Raw genomic sequence first — 15604 nt, 5'->3', positions numbered from 1 at the left:
TACACCTGTCAAAGCTATAAAAGATCAGGCTGAAGTACTTAAACAAAGAGATAAAGCGGCAAATGACCTATTTAACGCTGCCGTATCGACCGTCAGGCAACCCATTGAATCCCTGTTCAATTGGCTGATTGAAAAAACAGACTTACAACGAGCGAATAAAGTCAGGTCTACTAACGGATTACTCGTCCACGTTTTTGGAAAAATTGCTGCCGCTTTTATCTATCTTATTTTTTAACCCTTGATTCGCATTAGTAAGTATCAAGTATCAAGATTTTTCAGGGATAGTATCAAGTAGCGAGTATCAAGTATCAAGATTTTTTGACTTTCGGATTAGCCGATGTTTGCAGCTGTCTTGATACTTGATACTCGCTACTTGATACCAGAACGCAGCTGTCTTGATACTTACTACTCAAACTTATGACTCGACGCTTATTGCTTCACGTTGGTATTCGCCGCTAAGTTCGTCGGCACTTGGCCCGTAGCTGCCGGGTATCGGGATGTTTAGCAGGCGCAGGTATACGCCTAACTGGGCGCGATGGTGCACAAGCTGGCAAAAAGCTACCCTGATCACTTCGGCTTTGGTATAGTTCTGCAATATCACATCGCCGTTGCTTAGTGTCCATGGTTTCAGCAGTTCCTCTTCGGTTATGTTTTGCAGGGCTTCTTTGCCTTTCGCTACTGATTGTTCCAGCAAATCCAATAAACCCTGGGCGTTTTCAGCTTTAGGTGGATTGTAAGGGGTTGTGGCAAAATTTAATCCGTCGGTATACGCGGCCAGGGCAAGCCAGTTTGGTAAATCCACTATGTGCACGGTTAGGTCTTCAATGGTCATGCTTTTAGGGTGCGGTTGCCATTCAAATTTGTCGGCTGGCACAATCTCGAGCATTTTACGGGTTGTTTGGGCTTCCAGCTCCAATTCCTTTAATAACATTGGGATAATATTCATAGCGTTTTTGTTTTTGATTATAATTCAAAGTAACAACCCGCTTGTGACAACCCTATGTCAGCAGGATTTTATAAAGTTTAATTTATTTTATTCCATCTGCTATCGTTAAAAAATCTCAGCTTACCCTATATTAGTACGGGTTTTAAACCTGTATTTATGAAAAAAATTACCCTGCTTTTATTACTGTTAAATTTTACCGCTTTCGCGCAATCCCCCAAAAAAGCCATTATCGTACTTACTTATGATGATGCTTTGCCATCGCAACTGGATATAGCATTACCGCAATTAGACTCTTTAGGGCTTAAGGGCACGTTTTTCCTTACAGGATATATAACCCAGGTAACCATTCCCCGGTGGCGACAGGTAGCCCAAAAAGGGCACGAATTAGCTAACCATTCGCTTTATCACCCCTGTTTAACCACTTCGGTAAAAGCCAATCCCGCAAATAACTCGGCCAACTATTCGGTGTTCATGATCAAGCGCGAAGTTGCCGAAATGAATAACCTGCTTTATGCCGTTGATGGAAAGCCCGGCACGCGTACTTATGCCTATCCCTGTACCGAAATAGCCGTTGGCGGTGTAAAATACGCCGACTCTTTGAGCGCAGCGGGCATTATCAAGTACGCGCGTATTGGCGGCGGCGCCAATGCAATTATAACCGATTTTAAAAAGCTCGACCCAATGCAGGTTCCCGCCTGGGGAATCCAAGGCGGCGTTACAGGCGACGAATTGATTGCTTTTGTTAAAAAAACGCAACAGAGCGGTGGCCTGGGCATATTCATGTTTCATGGGGTAGGTGGCGATTATATAACTACATCAGCCGCAGCCCACAAACAATTATTGCTTTACCTAAAGCAGCACCAGGACGAAATTGAAGTGCGCACCTTCCAGGACGCCCTTGATACAGTTAAAGCGATTAATTAACGGGTAACTTGATTACTGGTTGTCCCGTTTGGTTTTTCGGTCGAAGACGGATTTGATGCTATTAACTTAACAATGATTTTTACCCCACCAACTGGTTAAATAACCGCCTCAATGTCAATTCGGCATCTTTGCATAGGCCCGGATGTACTTTTGATGATTGCACCACAGTGCTGCGGGTAGCAGTAAGCCATCTAAAGCGGGATGCGATGTCCAGTTTGGCAATGGGGCCTGCATCAGGGGCGCCGTGGGCTATTTTTTCAAACGATTTGATGTTATCTTTCAGGCAATCTATATCCAAACCGGGTGCAAAAGCCCTTATCCTGGCCTCATCTATCGATAGCATTGCCTTTAAGAACTTTTGTTTGGGGCAATAAAGTATCACACCAATATTTACAAATTCCTCGCGCTCTACCCTGGGTACAACGCGTATTACGGCGTACTCAAATAGCTGATCGGGCATTTTTAGCTTCGGTTACAAATATCGCTGATGATGCAATACGGGTTAATAAAAATTGGGCATAAACTTCCCTGCGTTCGGCCGGTGTACCATTTTCAGAGTCGTCGGTCAGCCAATCATCGGGAATTAGATTAACAATATCGTAAATGCGTGCAGGTGTTAATATGGTCTTAAATTCGGTGTCCACCTCATCCAGTTCTGATGCCTGCGGAAGCAGCACATGGTCTTTTACCTGCACAAACGGCCTTTTTGCCGATTCTTGCCAGTTGTGCCATGAGTGGTGAAAATACAGGGCCGCGCCATGGTCAATAAGCCAAAGCTCTTTGTGCCACATCAGCATATTAGTATTGCGGGGCGTACGGTCAACATTAGTCAGCAGGCAATCGAGCCAAACTATTTTAGATGCCAGTTTTGTATCTAAAGTACTAACAACCGGGTCGTAAGTAATGGCGCCCGACAGGTAATGCAACGCAAGGTTAAGCCCCACGCTGAATTTAAGCAGGTCCTGGATCTCCTCGTCAGCCTCAGACCGGCCAAAAGCTTCATCAAGATTGGCAAATACCAGTTCGGGTACTTTTAAGCCCAACAGGCGGGCTATTTCGCCGCCAATAAGCTCGGCTATCAAGGCTTTTACGCCCTGGCCCGCGCCGCGGAATTTAAGTACATATAAAAACTCATCGTCGCCCTCGGCAATTGCAGGCATCGATCCGCCTTCGCGCAGTGGCGTTACATATCGTATCACCTTGATGGTGCGGAGTTGTGGTTGAGTGTAATTCATTTTTCGGCCGAAAATTAGGGCAAATTTATGATAAATAGGTAAGGCTGTATTTTATTTCCTTCATCCCAAAGATAAATCCTATTTTGGCTGATAACATGATGCAGGCATATATATTAGGTATTGATATTGGAACAGGCAGCACCAAGGCTGTAGCTGTTGCCTTAACGGGTGAAGCATTGGACGTTACCCAACACCACTATGATATTGATAGCCCCGAACCAGGCTTTAGCGAACAAAACCCCTTAATTATATGGGATGCCTTTGTAAAATGTGTGCAGGAGATAATCGCTAAAATAGGCTATTCACCACAGGCGCTTAGCTTTAGCAGTGCGATGCATAGCATTATCCCGGTTGATAAAACAGGTATAGCCTTAGCGCCCATGATTACCTGGGCCGATGCGCGTGCCGAAGATATAGCGCAGGATTTAAGGAATTCGGCAAGAGGGGAGGAGATCTATCGTATTACAGGTACACCAATTCATGCCATGTCGCCGCTATGTAAACTCATTTGGTTGCAAACAAATAATCCCGGTTTGTTTACGCGGGCCCATCGGTTTATATCGATAAAAGAGTTTATCTGGTATAAGCTTTTTAATAGCTTCCAGGTTGATTATTCCATTGCATCGGCCACCGGCCTTTTTGATATTTTAAAGCTGCAATGGAGTAATGAGGCATGTGAGTTGGCGGGTATTACTGCCGATAAATTATCACAGCCCGTAAATACCACTTATTACCGGGATGATTTGAATGCGATTACAGCAAACCAGCTTGGTGTTGCCGCCGGTACAAGCTTTATTATTGGTGCAAGCGATGGCTGTTGTGCAAATTTAGGCAGCCATACTACGGGGCCGGGTATTGCGGCGCTCACCATTGGCACCAGTGGGGCTGTGCGTATTACCAGCCCGGTACCGGTTTATAATTACCAGGGCATGACCTTTAACTACTTGCTTAACCAAAATACTTATGTATGCGGTGGAGCAGTAAATAATGGCGGCATTGCGATAAACTGGTTGCTGAAAAATTTTTTGCAAAAGGAAAACCTAACCGCTGCCGATTATGGTACTTTATTTAACACCATTGAAACGATACCGGCAGGCAGCGATGGCCTTTTGTTTTTACCCTACTTATACGGTGAGCGGGCTCCCCTTTGGGATACCAAAACCAGTGGCGCTTACATAAATATCAAGCCAGCCCATACCCGGGCCCATTTTTTAAGGGCCGCACTTGAGGGGATTTGTTTTGCTTTGTATGATGTACTTAAAACTGTAGAGGACGCCTCGGTTAATATTACCCAGGTAAACATCAGCGGCGGTTTTGTAAGCTCCGGCACCTGGACACAGGTGCTGGCCGATATTGCCGGAAAAAAACTGGTGGTTCTGCAACCCGAAGATGCATCTGCTGTAGGTGCTGTTTACCTGGCTATGCAGGTACTGCATGCTGAAAACTATGACCGGCTAACCCGCGTTAACAGCGAAACCATCATTAATCCTGATCAACAAAACCATGAATTGTATAGCAGATCGTTCGTTATTTTTAAAAAGCTTTACCACGATTTAAAAGACACTATGCACCTGGTTAATGACCTGGGTATCTAAATGCTTTTGAATATTAATGCATTGAAGTTGCATTTATATTTTGCGGGCAAATGAAATTAAATGTTTTAGGCTATTTAAAACCCAGCGCTTTGGTAAAACGATAGCAGCAGTAAACAATAACCGGGGCGGCCAATACATCCATTGTGTAATGAATATGTTGAACGAGCAGCAGGAACATCAAAACGATAGTGGCTGCAAGGGCTACGCGTTTATCGCTTTTACGTTCAAGATTCAGATAAATCAAAAACAGGGTTGATGTGTGGCCCGAAAAGAAAAGGTCTTTAGTGATTGCAGCATGCCCGTAAAAATAGCTGGTAAGCGGATCAACCAATGGTATCAGGCCTGCAGGCGGGTCGAGGTTTACAAGGGTCAAGGTTATAAAGCGTGCAATGCAAACAAAAATCATTGTCCAAAGGTAGGTTATACCTAAATCGGGCTTGTAAAGCGTTCTTATCACCATCAGGATACCCATACCCCATATTATCGCAAAAATTGGTATCGAAACGTCGGCGGCGGATAAATTTGCCAATACCCAGTCATGTACGATTATGCCATGGCGTTGTTCAATCGCTTTAAAAAATGAGGGCATGACGTTAATGATCGCCACAATAAGCATAGTGCCGATGATAAGCCTTACACGTTTTAAGCTTGTATTAAAGGCGGTTTGCCAGTTAAGTTTTATTCGATATAGAGTAATCTGGGTCAAAATTAAATCAGGGAAATGGTTTGCAAAGGTAATTATTGACGCGGTTATTAAAAATATGTTACACCAGTATTAAAATAATTACAAAGCATAATATAAATTAAATGCAGGTTTGTTGCATTTAATTTATATTTGCCGCATGGATCATCATAAAACCACGGCAAGGATAGATAGTATTGGTATAACAGCCTCAACTTTATGCGCCATTCATTGCGCGGTTGTGCCGTTAATATTTACCAGCCTGCCGTTTATTGGGCTGGGTTTTTTGGCGTCGCCGTTGGTAGAGTGGGGGATGATTATTTTTGCACTGATGATAGGGATGTATTCGATAGGTTTATCCTATCTGCGCACCCACAGGCGGCCGCTACCGGTGGTTTTATTGGTCATGGGCTTTGCTATAATTATGCTTGGGCATCTATTTTTAAGCGGCATTATTGAAGGGTTTGTTGTGCCAACCGGAGGGCTGGCGATAGCCGGGGCGCATTTTGTAAATTATAGGAGTGTGGTAGCCTCAACTAAATCCTCTTCAAAAGAAAGAGAATTTGATTTACACGATTGTTTCAAGCTTAATTCGTAATCCCTTTCTTTAAAAAAGGGCGAAGGCAGTCTTAAAATCCTAATTCACCGTGCTCCACAACAGCCGAATCACAGATATAAGTAGGAACGATACCTGTGGCATTAATACGGTTTTCGGCATCAACCGCCTGGGTGTTGCCCGATAGTACCAAAACAGTATCCAAACCAAATTTATTGCCGCCCAAAATATCGGTTTGCAGTGTATCGCCAACCATTACGATATCTTTTTTGCTGATTGGCCCCTGCTCGCGCAGCAAATCATAGGCAAACATAAACATCTGCGAATCCGGCTTACCAAAGCGGATAAACTCCTTACCTACAATTTTTTCAATCATATGGGCAATCCCGCCAATGGCTATTGATACATCATGCTTACTTAAAGGGTAGGCATGATCTGTATTGGCAACTATGGCCGGGATGGTGCGTTTACGCAGTATGTTTACGGTTTTATTCAAATCCTCAAACCAGTCGAAGCCTTCATCATCTAAAAAAACCAGGGCATTTACCTTGTCAATATTAGAGGCATCAATCTGGCTTACCGGTAGGGTATGCAACCCCGAACTATCAATATAATGCGCAGAATCCGGTGTGCCCAGGTAAGCCACAATGCCATCGTTCACCTTCAGGTCAAGGTACTCTTTGGTAAGCATACCCGATGAGATGATTTTATCCGGAGTGATAGCAAGCAGGCCCTTATTATTGTACGATTCTGCCAATTGGGCCGGGCTGCGCGAGGCATCGTTGGTAACAATGTAATAATCTTTTTTTTGCTGATCCAGGTAGGCAAAAGTATTTTCGATGCCCGGCAACAGTCCCTTGTAGTTTTTTAGTACCCCAAAAGCATCAAAAAAAACAACTTTGTACCTGTCTATTATAGATTTAAAGTTGTCTATTCTGTTCATGCTGATATGTAATTTAATTGGGTTGCAATATGGTTAAATATAAACTGATTGTTTATTTTAATTTCAGTGCTTCTATGATCTTTTCTGCGTCAAAATCCCTGTCTACAGACGGTAAATAAATATTAAATGCTTCGGCCTGCAATTTTTGCGCGTATTGTTCGCTAAAAAAGTGCTTCCCATCCTTAATTACATAGTTAAGGATAAAAAAACGGTACGCTTCTTTCATAAAACGAATCTCATCGGCAGTAAGCGGGTTCACTTTATGGTATTCCTTCAGGAACATGATAAAGCGGTCTTCCATCATGGTGTTAATAACGTAGCTGAATACCGTACGATCGCCGATATCAGATACCACGCGGCTGAAAAAGTAAAAATCGAGCACGCGGTAGCTCATTCGGAACCAGTCATAATCCCAGCGGGAATAAAGCTCAAGATTTGGAGTAACCGAGAAGTTGCCTATGTTCCAGTCGATAAATACCGGGATGATCTCGAAAGAGCTCATATTGTATTTCGACCGGTTTTTCATGAAGGTTTCGCAATGGTACTTCAAAAAATCGGCCTGCATGGCTGTACCAAATTGTTTCTCGTTGGTTTCCAGCTGGTGCATTAACGATGAAATATCGGTACGTAATGTTTTTGATGATTTGGGAAGCACATTTTTAACCCTCGAACAAGCTTTATGAAACTTACCCACTTGCTGTCCAAGCTTTTTAATCTGGTTGTCATCCAGGCGGCGAGGCAGGCGGTTTAGTATGCGTGTTGGGTTATAAAATACTACCCACGCATCGGTTTTGCCATGCTTATAATGATATATATATACCCTGTTGTTTTTCAGTAACGAGCGGGCAAGTAAATTTTCAAAAGGATAAAGCAGGTTATTGGCTAAGGTTTGGATGATGCGGTGATCCTCTTTAAAGTGCTCAAATTTACCAAAATAGGATAGTTTGGCGATGATGATATCATCGTCGTCAAAGGTGATGCGATATACATGATTGGTTGATACCATGGCGCTGATGTCCTCAATAAGCTTGATAGTTTTGGACGCGTCATAACCTTCCCATGCTTTTTTAACAATTAAAGAAAAGTCCATTTACATAATTTAGGCTACAAAGATTAGATAATAAAATGGAATAAGGAATGTGATTTGTATATTGTTTTTTGCTGAACTTGGATTAAGCAGATTCTTTGGATTATTTGGATTTGATTTGCGAGTCGATATATTTCAATTGGGTTGGATTTCATTGCGCGATATATTTTGATCAGTTTGACTTGAATTTTCTGTTTAATAAACGTTTAAAGGTCAGAGATTTGCTGCCAAAATTTATGAGTAAGCCAACTTCCATATTATAAGCCTCCAAATAATTGATAGCCTGGGCAAGCTGAACGTCTTCCAATAGGATAAGAGCTTTTAATTCAACCATTACTAAGTTTTCAACAAAAAAATCAACCCGGCGCTCTCCGATTTGTTGGTTCATATAATAAATTGGCATATCCATCTCCCGTTCAAAAACTAGTCCGGCAGATGCCATCTCTAACTCAAGCGCCCGTTGATATATTTTTTCCTGAAATCCGTTGCCCAACGTGGAATGAACTTTCATTGCGCAGCCGATAATCTGCCGGGTGATTTCGTCATGTTTTAATTGATGCATTTTTTGTTGTGTTGGTATTCTGAACTCGGATTAAGCGGATTAATTAGATTTTTTGGATTTGATTTGTTGATAAAGAGGTTTACTAATCCGAGATGACCGCGTGCAATTCAAATCCAAATAATCCGAAAAATCTGCTTAATCCGAGTTCAGAAAAAGAAACTATATCACCTCAAAATACCTCTTCAATTCCCAATCAGTAACATGTTTAGCATACTGACGGTGCTCCCACAGGCGTGTTTGGGTAAAGTGCTCAACAAAACCTTCGCCAAACAGCTCTTTGGCCAATGGCGAATTTTGCATATCTGTGGCAGCATCAAACAGGTTTTTGGCTAATACACCATTGCTTTTGTCCTCGTAGCCATTACCTGCGGTAGGTTCAATGTTTAACGGCAGCTTGTTTTTTATGCCGTATAAGCCGGAGGCCAGTGCCGCCGCTATAGCCAGGTAAGGGTTGGTATCGGAGCCGGGGATGCGGGTTTCTAACCGGGTATAGCCAGGCGTGGTATTGATAACGCGCAGGGCTGTAGTACGGTTATCTATCCCCCAGGTAATGGTGGTTGGTGCCCAGGCGCCTTCAACCAGGCGTTTGTAACTGTTAATGGTGGGCGCGTACATGGGCAACAAGTGCGGCATACAATGCAGCTGTCCAGCCAGGTAATGTTTATGCAGATCGCTCATTTTGTTTACATCATTCCCATTGTAAAACAGGTTTTCGGCTTTGTCTTTACTCCAAAGGCTTTGGTGAATGTGGCCACTGCAACCGGGCAGGTTTTCGTTCCATTTGGCCATAAATGAGGCCATTATACCGTGTTTGTAGGCAATCTCCTTAACCGCTGTTTTAAATAACACAGCTTTATCGGCCGCGGCCAAAACCTCGTCATGGGCAATGGCAGCCTCATAAACGCCGGGGCCGGTTTCGGTATGTAAGCCTTCTATCGGGATATTAAATTGGGTAAGCAGGTTAAACAGGTCGTAATAAAACTCGCTGTTTTGTGATGTGCGAAGTATCGAATAGCCAAACATTCCCGGCGTAAGGGTATTGATATTAGTAAAACCTTTATCATTAACGGATTGGGGTGTTTCCCTGAAGTTGAACCACTCAAACTCCTGCGCAAACTCGGCATGATAGCCAAGCTCTTCGCATTCTTTAACTATCTTTTTTAACAGGCTGCGCGGGCAGGCCGGCAGGGCAGTGCCATGGGGGGCGCTGTAATCGGCCAGAAAGAAGGGGATATTATCCTGCCACGGAACGTTTCTCAAAGTGTTCAAGTCAATGCGGCACAGCTTATCCGGGTAGCCCGTATGCCAGCCGGTAAGCTGCACGTTATCATAGCAGGCATCATTGCTGTCCCATCCAAAAACAACATCACAAAAACCATAACCGCTTTGCAGGCCTTCAATGAATTTTTTGGGGTGGATTACCTTGCCCCGTAAAACGCCATCAATATCGGCAAAGGCGAATTTTATTTTCTGGATGTTATTTGATTCTATATAGGTTTTAATCTGTTCGGTATTCATGGTATAAGTTATAAGGCTGGTTTCAGTTGAGTAAGATAGCCATTACGATGTAAACATAAAAAAATGCCTTTGGTGTTTGCAAATATTCATACGGTTTTGCTGTTACCTTTGTTAGGCAGTTTTAAGATATGGCTACAATTAACCGGTATTTATTTGTTTACGGAACTTTATTAGCAACTGGTAATCCTTATGCGGCTTACCTGCAACAGCATTGTAAGCTGATTGGCGAAGGTAAATTCAAGGGGCGGCTTTATGATATTGGCGAATATCCGGGAGCAATAAACGATATTGAAGATGGCCATTTTGTTTATGGCAACATCTATTTGATGGATGATGCCATAAAAATTTTGAGTGTTATTGATGAATATGAAGGAATAGGAGTAAATGAGCCCGAACCGCACGAATATACCAGGGGCCTGACTGATATTGAGACAGAAAATGGAATTGTTACCTGTTGGGTTTATATTTACAGGTGGTCGCTTGACGGGAAACTTCAAATAACCAATGGCAATTATCTGCAGTATCTCAAACAAAAATAATTGGGGCAAAAAAAATCCCCTGATCTTTTAAAACCAGGGGAAGTGAATGGTGTATAAGGGGGATTAAACTTTTGCTGTTTTTACAGTTTTAATAATCACCGCTGCAACTTTGTATGGATCGGCAGCCGAGTTAGGACGACGATCTTCCAGGTAACCACTCCAGTTGTGCTCAACTGCGTAAAGTGGGATGCGGATAGAAGCACCACGATCAGATACGCCATAGCTAAAGTCGGTAATAGAAGCAGTTTCGTGTTTACCGGTTAAGCGCTGATCGTTATCTGCACCGTATACAGCGATACACTCAGTAACTGCCGGACGGAATGACTCGCAGATAGCTTCGAAAGTAGCTTTGCTGTTGGCAGTACGTAAAGTTGTATTTGAGAAGTTAGCGTGCATGCCAGAACCGTTCCAGTCTAACTGACCAAGCGGTTTGCAATGCCAGTTGATAGATACGCCATAGCTTTCGCCAATTCTTTCTAATAAGTAACGTGCAACCCAGATTTGGTCACCAGCTTCTTTAGCGCCTTTAGCGAAGATCTGGAATTCCCACTGACCTGCTGCTACCTCGGCATTGATACCTTCAACATTTAAGCCGGCTTCCAAACACACGTCTAAGTGCTCTTCAACAATTTCGCGGCCATAAGCATTGTTTGCGCCTACAGAGCAATAGTATGGACCTTGTGGACCTGGGTAACCACCAGCCGGGAAACCAAGTGGTTTGTTAGTTTTAGGATCCCATAAAAAGTATTCCTGCTCAAAACCAAACCAGAAATCATTATCATCATCCTGTATAAGTGCACGACCGTTTGACTCATGAGGTTTACCTGTTGAATCTAAAACTTCGCACATAACAAGGAAAGCGCTTTTTCTTTGTGGATCAGGGCATACAAAAACTGGTTTTAAGATACAATCTGATGAACCACCTGGTGCTTGTTCAGTTGATGAGCCGTCAAAGCTCCAGTTATCCAAATCTTCTACTTTACCGCTGAAATCCTTAACGATTTTTGTTTTGCTACGCAGGCTTTGTGTTGGTTTGTACCCATCAAGCCAAATGTACTCGAGTTTAGTTGCCATTTTTTAATTAATTTGTAAAGTTGGGGTTCTATTGATAGTTTTTGTATTAATCTCGCCAATTAACAAGGCGAATTTAAATTATTTTTACAAAAATCACTATGATTTTGTGATTTTTTTATAATTTTTTTCAACAAATACAGTGTTTTAACTGTAAATACATAATAATTAACCTAATTGGTGCCGTTTTTAATGAATTCGTATTTTTAAACTTATGATGCCGTTAAATTTTGAAAAAAATGCAAAATAGCACAGATTTATAAAAGGAAATAATTAAAAAGTGCTGTTTATGTCGGCCGGTTACAAGATCAATCCTTTTCGCTCAGCTTTTCAGAAACGTTTTTAACATTTTTGTCCAATTCTTCGGCCGAGTACAATAAATGCTTGCGTATTTTAAGTAGTTCTTCTTTGGTTTCAATGTCTCTAACCAGGTCAAGCAGACCCAATATGTTTGATAAGTGCTTACGCACCTCGTGCGAATTGATTGTGGCCAGTTCTTGCTTTTTGGCTGCAAACAATAATTGCTCGTAATGGCGTTTTTGCCTGCTGCTGCGGTAAAAAATAGCTACAACAACAACTGCTAAAACGGCAAGCGCGATAGCGAATATCATCCATAAACGTTCGCGTTCATACCTTAGTAAGTTTACGTAGTACAGGCTTTGTACCTCGTTTATTTTTAACTGCGACGATTTATCACCCACCTGCAAAAGATTGTCGATATTTTGTTTTAGCTCGCCCAAAGCCAATTTAAAATTGTCGGCGGCAAGTTTTTCATCATTGTTGCGTTCCGCTATCTTTCCAAGTACTTCGTATAGGTGATATTTTATTTCGGGATGGTTTTTTTGAGACGGCAGATTAAGCTGTTTTTCAATCATATACCGTGCTGAGTCTATTTGTCCATTGGCAAAATAGGCATCAGCAAGCATTAGCCCCTCCAGGTCGCCTTTTACATAAAGACTATCTTTCAGTAATTCATTAATTTGCTTTATGGCACCCTTGTAGTCATGTTTTAATAAAGTGAGATAATATTCCGTACGTTTCTGGTAGGTGTGTAATTTGTAAGTCCTGTTTCTGGGCCCCAGCAGTTTTTCGTGGCAAACTTTTAATGAATCGTAGTTTCGGGTTCTGAAATAATTTTCGGCTTTATTATAGGTAATCAGACTTAGAAGATTTAACCGGTTGATCTTGTTTTCATCAATTAGGCGTTGCGCCTGATTGAGGTTGGCTAGCGATTGGCCATATAAGCCGCTCTTATAATATATATCAGATATATTGACATTTAGCACAGCCTCTAAATAAGGGTCATTTAAATTTTTCACCTCGTTTTTAGCCAATCCATAACTGGATACTGCACCAATAGCGTTTCCTTCGTCGGTTTGTACAAATGCAAGATGCGTAAAATAATTAAAAAGAAGCCAATGATCACTGCTTTTGTGAGCTTCGTCAATAGCCTTTATTAAAGCATTCTGTGATTCCGGGAGTTTTTCAAGTCGCCTTTGATATATACTTTCCATGAAGTATAAAATAGACTCCCTCTGTTCTAAATTATACCGTACAAAGGTGTCGGTGATGACCTTTTTTTTAGCTACGAGTTGGTTTAAAGGGGCATTTTGAAAGAATGACTTGATGTACCTGATTACTTTGTCTTCGCGTTTCTGCTGATCTTTCAATAAAATGTAATCAACCAGGCTATCTTTTTTTGCGCTGATTTGCGCAGAACTCGCTTTTAATGAGCAAATCAATAAAATTAATATAGTAAAGCGAAGCGTTTTCAAAGTGCAGGTAATTTAGGATAAAAATACGCTTGCTAAAAATAAAATTAAACATGCAATTCAATCAAAAAGAGTAATGTCAAGAATTTATAATAATGTTTAACCTTTGTGGGTGGGGTAACGTATAATGATTTATTTATGAGGAAATATATAATAAGATACATTGTTATGTATGTGCCTCAAAATCAGTGGGAGGTGATTGTTAGGTTAACTATAATGAAATATTTCAGGTTAATGAATTAAGATTGGCCATAGGTGATACTGTTCTGAATATTTATTTGATTAACATGTTTATTTTGACTATTATTGTCAACAGTTTTAAAATTATGAAAAAAATTACGTTTTTATGCATGGCAATCATTGCCATGGGCTACTTTTCTTGTAAAAAAGAAAATGCGACCCCGGTATCTAAAAGCATAACCAAAAAAGAATTATCTATTTCTGCTAAAAAAGATACAACCACACCATTAAGATTAATTACCGCAAAGGATACAACTACTCCAAGATAATAGCGGTAGCTATGCTGATAACATTCGAGAAATTAACTATCAAATTTCTCTAGTAGTTTCAGCAGCGTTTCAAAATCCTTGGGATAGGGGGCATGTATAGTGACTTCTGTCCCAGGGTTTATTTTGAAAGTAACCTCATAAGCATGCAAGGCAAAGCGTTTCATGATCGGTAATTCTTCCTGGTCTTTCCCTAAATGATATTTCCTTTTTATTTTAGATAGAAATACAGGCTCACCCTTGTACATTTCGTCGCCGGCTATTGAAGCCCTTTGGGTAGCCAGGTGAATCCTGATCTGGTGCATACGGCCTGTTACCGGGCGACACTCCACCAAAGTATAATGCTTAAAGTATTTTAGCGATTGAAACCAGGTTTCGGCACGCTTGCCTTCCTGCCTGCTAATAGTTACGTTGCCTTTGCCTACGTTTAATATCGGCAGGTCAATCAATAAATTATCAAAAGTATGGGTGCCATCAATAACGGCGTGGTACACTTTTTTAACCTGGCGTTTTTCAAACTGCATAGATACCATGCGGTAAGCCTCCGGGTTTTTAGCGATGATAAGCGCTCCCGACGTTTCTTTATCCAGCCGATGGCAAATTTGTGCATCTTCCCAATAGCCTTTAGCCAGTCGCAGTAAATTTACTTCGCCGCCTTCGCGCTCGTCGAGCGAACTCAAAAAAGGGGGCTTGTTAACTACAATCACATCATCGTTTTCAAATAGTATCAGGTCGGCAAATTTCGGAAACTTCATATTTTAACTATAGCCGGCAAAAATACGGTTTATAATAATGATACCATGCCTGTCTTCGAATTTTTAAATAGCAAGGCCATAGGTGGGGTATTAAACGGATATTCAGACGATTTCTTAAATGGCCTTAAAAAAGTACAATGATCTTGAATTTAAGGGTAATCCGTTAGGTAGATTAACGATGGAATAGAATTTGTTTTATCACTCATCAGCAATCAAACTAAAAAAAACAACATGGACACCAATGCAACCGAGCCCGAAGAAAAAGGATTTTTTGAGAAGATTAAAGAAACAATTGAACATTTGTGGGAGGGTACCAAAGATAAGGCCGAAGATGTAAAGGAAGCGGCCGGGGATAAATTGAAAGATATTAAAGAAAAAGCAACCACAAAAAAAGCAACCGATGTTAAAAAGGTTGTTGATGCAAAAGCCGCTATAAATAAAAAAGCAACTGCGGTTGCCGATAAGGCAAATGAAGAGACAGCCACGGTAAAACTTAAGGCCAGCGAGAAAGCAAAAGAAATTACGGCCAAGGCAAAAACTGAAACAGCAATTGCAAAAAAAGAAGCTGCTGATGTAAAAACCAAGGCCGAAACAAAAGCTAAAGCCATCTCGGCTAAAGCTGAAGATGCCGTTGTCGGCATTAAAAAAGCAGCCGTTGCAAAAACAGCAAAGGGAGTTACCAAAGCAAAGAAAAAAACGGTAGCTGCTAAGTAAGCTTGATCAACTATTTGAAATGAAAGCGATGGGATAATAACTCATCGCTTTTTTTATGAATACGCCTGGCTCAAAGTGTCTTAAACTTATCTGTACGCAGAGCTATGAGGAGCAGAGCAATCTTTTTTATTTTAAATGTAACATTTACATTTATTTTTTTACTTTTGAAAAATCAAAAGCAATAACCAATTGCCATAGC

At 41.4% G+C, this 15604-nt stretch carries 18 protein-coding genes; 7 read left to right on the top strand and 11 right to left on the bottom strand.

Annotation, left to right across the window (positions count from 1 at the left end; genetic code table 11):
* Nucleotides 1-235 (top strand): hypothetical protein (locus AC1DXF_RS22980; RefSeq protein ID WP_477450522.1); only part of this gene is annotated, 235 nt, incomplete at its 5' end.
* A gap of 180 nt (nt 236-415) precedes the next feature.
* Here the strand turns inward: AC1DXF_RS22980 and AC1DXF_RS22975 are convergent.
* Complete coding sequence (locus tag AC1DXF_RS22975) at nt 416-946, bottom strand: DinB family protein (protein WP_477451040.1); 531 nt, start codon at nt 944-946, stop codon at nt 416-418.
* Nucleotides 947-1102: 156 nt separating this feature from the next.
* Here AC1DXF_RS22975 and AC1DXF_RS22970 point away from each other — a divergent pair, with 156 nt between their 5' ends.
* Nucleotides 1103-1870 carry a polysaccharide deacetylase family protein gene (locus tag AC1DXF_RS22970; RefSeq protein WP_477451039.1) on the top strand — a complete coding sequence of 256 codons (768 nt, stop codon included), beginning with the start codon at nt 1103-1105 and terminating at the stop codon, nt 1868-1870.
* A 79-nt stretch (nt 1871-1949) separates the two neighbouring features.
* Here the strand turns inward: AC1DXF_RS22970 and AC1DXF_RS22965 are convergent, their stop codons facing one another.
* Together AC1DXF_RS22965 and AC1DXF_RS22960 are read right to left on the bottom strand one after the other, a co-directional pair.
* Entirely contained in the window at nt 1950-2330 is a 381-nt protein-coding gene (locus tag AC1DXF_RS22965; protein ID WP_477451038.1) for a DUF3037 domain-containing protein, read from the bottom strand.
* On the bottom strand, nt 2311-3105 hold the full coding sequence (locus AC1DXF_RS22960; RefSeq protein ID WP_477451037.1) for a HipA family kinase: 795 nt from the start codon (nt 3103-3105) through the stop codon (nt 2311-2313). The genes AC1DXF_RS22965 and AC1DXF_RS22960 overlap by 20 nt, the downstream gene beginning before the upstream one ends.
* A gap of 95 nt (nt 3106-3200) precedes the next feature.
* On the opposite strand from AC1DXF_RS22960, the gene AC1DXF_RS22955 reads away from it, so the two are divergent.
* Entirely contained in the window at nt 3201-4700 is a 1500-nt protein-coding gene (locus AC1DXF_RS22955) for a gluconokinase (RefSeq protein WP_477451036.1), read from the top strand.
* Nucleotides 4701-4770: 70 nt separating this feature from the next.
* On the opposite strand, the gene AC1DXF_RS22950 is transcribed toward AC1DXF_RS22955, so the two are convergent.
* Nucleotides 4771-5289, bottom strand: a complete 519-nt coding sequence (locus AC1DXF_RS22950; protein ID WP_477451035.1) for a phosphatase PAP2-related protein — start codon at nt 5287-5289, stop codon at nt 4771-4773.
* A 253-nt stretch (nt 5290-5542) separates the two neighbouring features.
* On the opposite strand from AC1DXF_RS22950, the gene AC1DXF_RS22945 reads away from it, so the two are divergent.
* Nucleotides 5543-5980: a MerC domain-containing protein gene (locus AC1DXF_RS22945; protein ID WP_477451034.1), complete on the top strand. Its 438-nt coding sequence runs from the start codon at nt 5543-5545 to the stop codon at nt 5978-5980.
* 31 nt (nt 5981-6011) lie between these two features.
* On the opposite strand, the gene AC1DXF_RS22940 is transcribed toward AC1DXF_RS22945, so the two are convergent.
* The 4 genes from AC1DXF_RS22940 to AC1DXF_RS22925 form a co-directional block, all read right to left on the bottom strand.
* On the bottom strand, nt 6012-6881 hold the full coding sequence (locus tag AC1DXF_RS22940; RefSeq protein WP_477451033.1) for an HAD-IIA family hydrolase: 870 nt from the start codon (nt 6879-6881) through the stop codon (nt 6012-6014).
* Between the two features lie 52 nt (nt 6882-6933).
* Complete coding sequence (locus AC1DXF_RS22935; protein WP_477451032.1) at nt 6934-7971, bottom strand: hypothetical protein; 1038 nt, start codon at nt 7969-7971, stop codon at nt 6934-6936.
* 169 nt (nt 7972-8140) lie between these two features.
* On the bottom strand, nt 8141-8530 hold the full coding sequence (locus AC1DXF_RS22930; RefSeq protein WP_477451031.1) for a GxxExxY protein: 390 nt from the start codon (nt 8528-8530) through the stop codon (nt 8141-8143).
* A 159-nt stretch (nt 8531-8689) separates the two neighbouring features.
* Complete coding sequence (locus AC1DXF_RS22925; RefSeq protein WP_477451030.1) at nt 8690-10048, bottom strand: glutamine synthetase family protein; 1359 nt, start codon at nt 10046-10048, stop codon at nt 8690-8692.
* Nucleotides 10049-10176: 128 nt separating this feature from the next.
* Between AC1DXF_RS22925 and AC1DXF_RS22920 the strand changes: the two genes are divergently transcribed.
* Nucleotides 10177-10587 carry a gamma-glutamylcyclotransferase family protein gene (locus AC1DXF_RS22920; RefSeq protein WP_477451029.1) on the top strand — a complete coding sequence of 137 codons (411 nt, stop codon included), beginning with the start codon at nt 10177-10179 and terminating at the stop codon, nt 10585-10587.
* A 63-nt stretch (nt 10588-10650) separates the two neighbouring features.
* Here AC1DXF_RS22920 and AC1DXF_RS22915 read toward each other — a convergent pair whose 3' ends face one another.
* Nucleotides 10651-11661, bottom strand: a complete 1011-nt coding sequence (locus AC1DXF_RS22915) for a glutamine synthetase beta-grasp domain-containing protein (protein ID WP_477451028.1) — start codon at nt 11659-11661, stop codon at nt 10651-10653.
* 305 nt (nt 11662-11966) lie between these two features.
* Nucleotides 11967-13433, bottom strand: coding sequence for a hypothetical protein (locus AC1DXF_RS22910; RefSeq protein WP_477451027.1), 1467 nt, complete (start codon nt 13431-13433; stop codon nt 11967-11969).
* A gap of 323 nt (nt 13434-13756) precedes the next feature.
* Here AC1DXF_RS22910 and AC1DXF_RS22905 point away from each other — a divergent pair, with 323 nt between their 5' ends.
* Nucleotides 13757-13939 (top strand): hypothetical protein, encoded by a 183-nt coding sequence (locus tag AC1DXF_RS22905; RefSeq protein WP_477451026.1) that lies wholly within the window; start codon nt 13757-13759, stop codon nt 13937-13939.
* A 32-nt stretch (nt 13940-13971) separates the two neighbouring features.
* On the opposite strand, the gene AC1DXF_RS22900 is transcribed toward AC1DXF_RS22905, so the two are convergent.
* Complete coding sequence (locus tag AC1DXF_RS22900; RefSeq protein WP_477451025.1) at nt 13972-14691, bottom strand: RluA family pseudouridine synthase; 720 nt, start codon at nt 14689-14691, stop codon at nt 13972-13974.
* Between the two features lie 231 nt (nt 14692-14922).
* Between AC1DXF_RS22900 and AC1DXF_RS22895 the strand changes: the two genes are divergently transcribed.
* Nucleotides 14923-15405: a hypothetical protein gene (locus tag AC1DXF_RS22895; RefSeq protein ID WP_477451024.1), complete on the top strand. Its 483-nt coding sequence runs from the start codon at nt 14923-14925 to the stop codon at nt 15403-15405.
* Nucleotides 15406-15604 lie beyond the last annotated feature (199 nt).

The sequence above is a fragment of the Mucilaginibacter sp. P2_A5 genome, assembly GCF_056404995.1.
Note: the sequence above shows the minus strand (reverse complement) of the source record. Positions and strands in the feature narration are given on the sequence as shown.

Excerpts from the sequence above, each read along its gene's own strand:
- AC1DXF_RS22975 (WP_477451040.1), bottom strand. The coding sequence starts at position 946 with ATGAATATTATCCCAATGTTATTAAAGGAATTGGAGCTGGAAGCCCAA.
- AC1DXF_RS22970 (WP_477451039.1), top strand. The coding sequence starts at position 1,103 with ATGAAAAAAATTACCCTGCTTTTATTACTGTTAAATTTTACCGCTTTC.
- AC1DXF_RS22965 (WP_477451038.1), bottom strand. The coding sequence starts at position 2,330 with ATGCCCGATCAGCTATTTGAGTACGCCGTAATACGCGTTGTACCCAGG.
- AC1DXF_RS22960 (WP_477451037.1), bottom strand. The coding sequence starts at position 3,105 with ATGAATTACACTCAACCACAACTCCGCACCATCAAGGTGATACGATAT.
- AC1DXF_RS22955 (WP_477451036.1), top strand. The coding sequence starts at position 3,201 with ATGATGCAGGCATATATATTAGGTATTGATATTGGAACAGGCAGCACC.
- AC1DXF_RS22950 (WP_477451035.1), bottom strand. The coding sequence starts at position 5,289 with ATGCCCTCATTTTTTAAAGCGATTGAACAACGCCATGGCATAATCGTA.
- AC1DXF_RS22945 (WP_477451034.1), top strand. The coding sequence starts at position 5,543 with ATGGATCATCATAAAACCACGGCAAGGATAGATAGTATTGGTATAACA.
- AC1DXF_RS22940 (WP_477451033.1), bottom strand. The coding sequence starts at position 6,881 with ATGAACAGAATAGACAACTTTAAATCTATAATAGACAGGTACAAAGTT.
- AC1DXF_RS22935 (WP_477451032.1), bottom strand. The coding sequence starts at position 7,971 with ATGGACTTTTCTTTAATTGTTAAAAAAGCATGGGAAGGTTATGACGCG.
- AC1DXF_RS22930 (WP_477451031.1), bottom strand. The coding sequence starts at position 8,530 with ATGCATCAATTAAAACATGACGAAATCACCCGGCAGATTATCGGCTGC.
- AC1DXF_RS22925 (WP_477451030.1), bottom strand. The coding sequence starts at position 10,048 with ATGAATACCGAACAGATTAAAACCTATATAGAATCAAATAACATCCAG.
- AC1DXF_RS22920 (WP_477451029.1), top strand. The coding sequence starts at position 10,177 with ATGGCTACAATTAACCGGTATTTATTTGTTTACGGAACTTTATTAGCA.
- AC1DXF_RS22915 (WP_477451028.1), bottom strand. The coding sequence starts at position 11,661 with ATGGCAACTAAACTCGAGTACATTTGGCTTGATGGGTACAAACCAACA.
- AC1DXF_RS22905 (WP_477451026.1), top strand. The coding sequence starts at position 13,757 with ATGAAAAAAATTACGTTTTTATGCATGGCAATCATTGCCATGGGCTAC.
- AC1DXF_RS22900 (WP_477451025.1), bottom strand. The coding sequence starts at position 14,691 with ATGAAGTTTCCGAAATTTGCCGACCTGATACTATTTGAAAACGATGAT.
- AC1DXF_RS22895 (WP_477451024.1), top strand. The coding sequence starts at position 14,923 with ATGGACACCAATGCAACCGAGCCCGAAGAAAAAGGATTTTTTGAGAAG.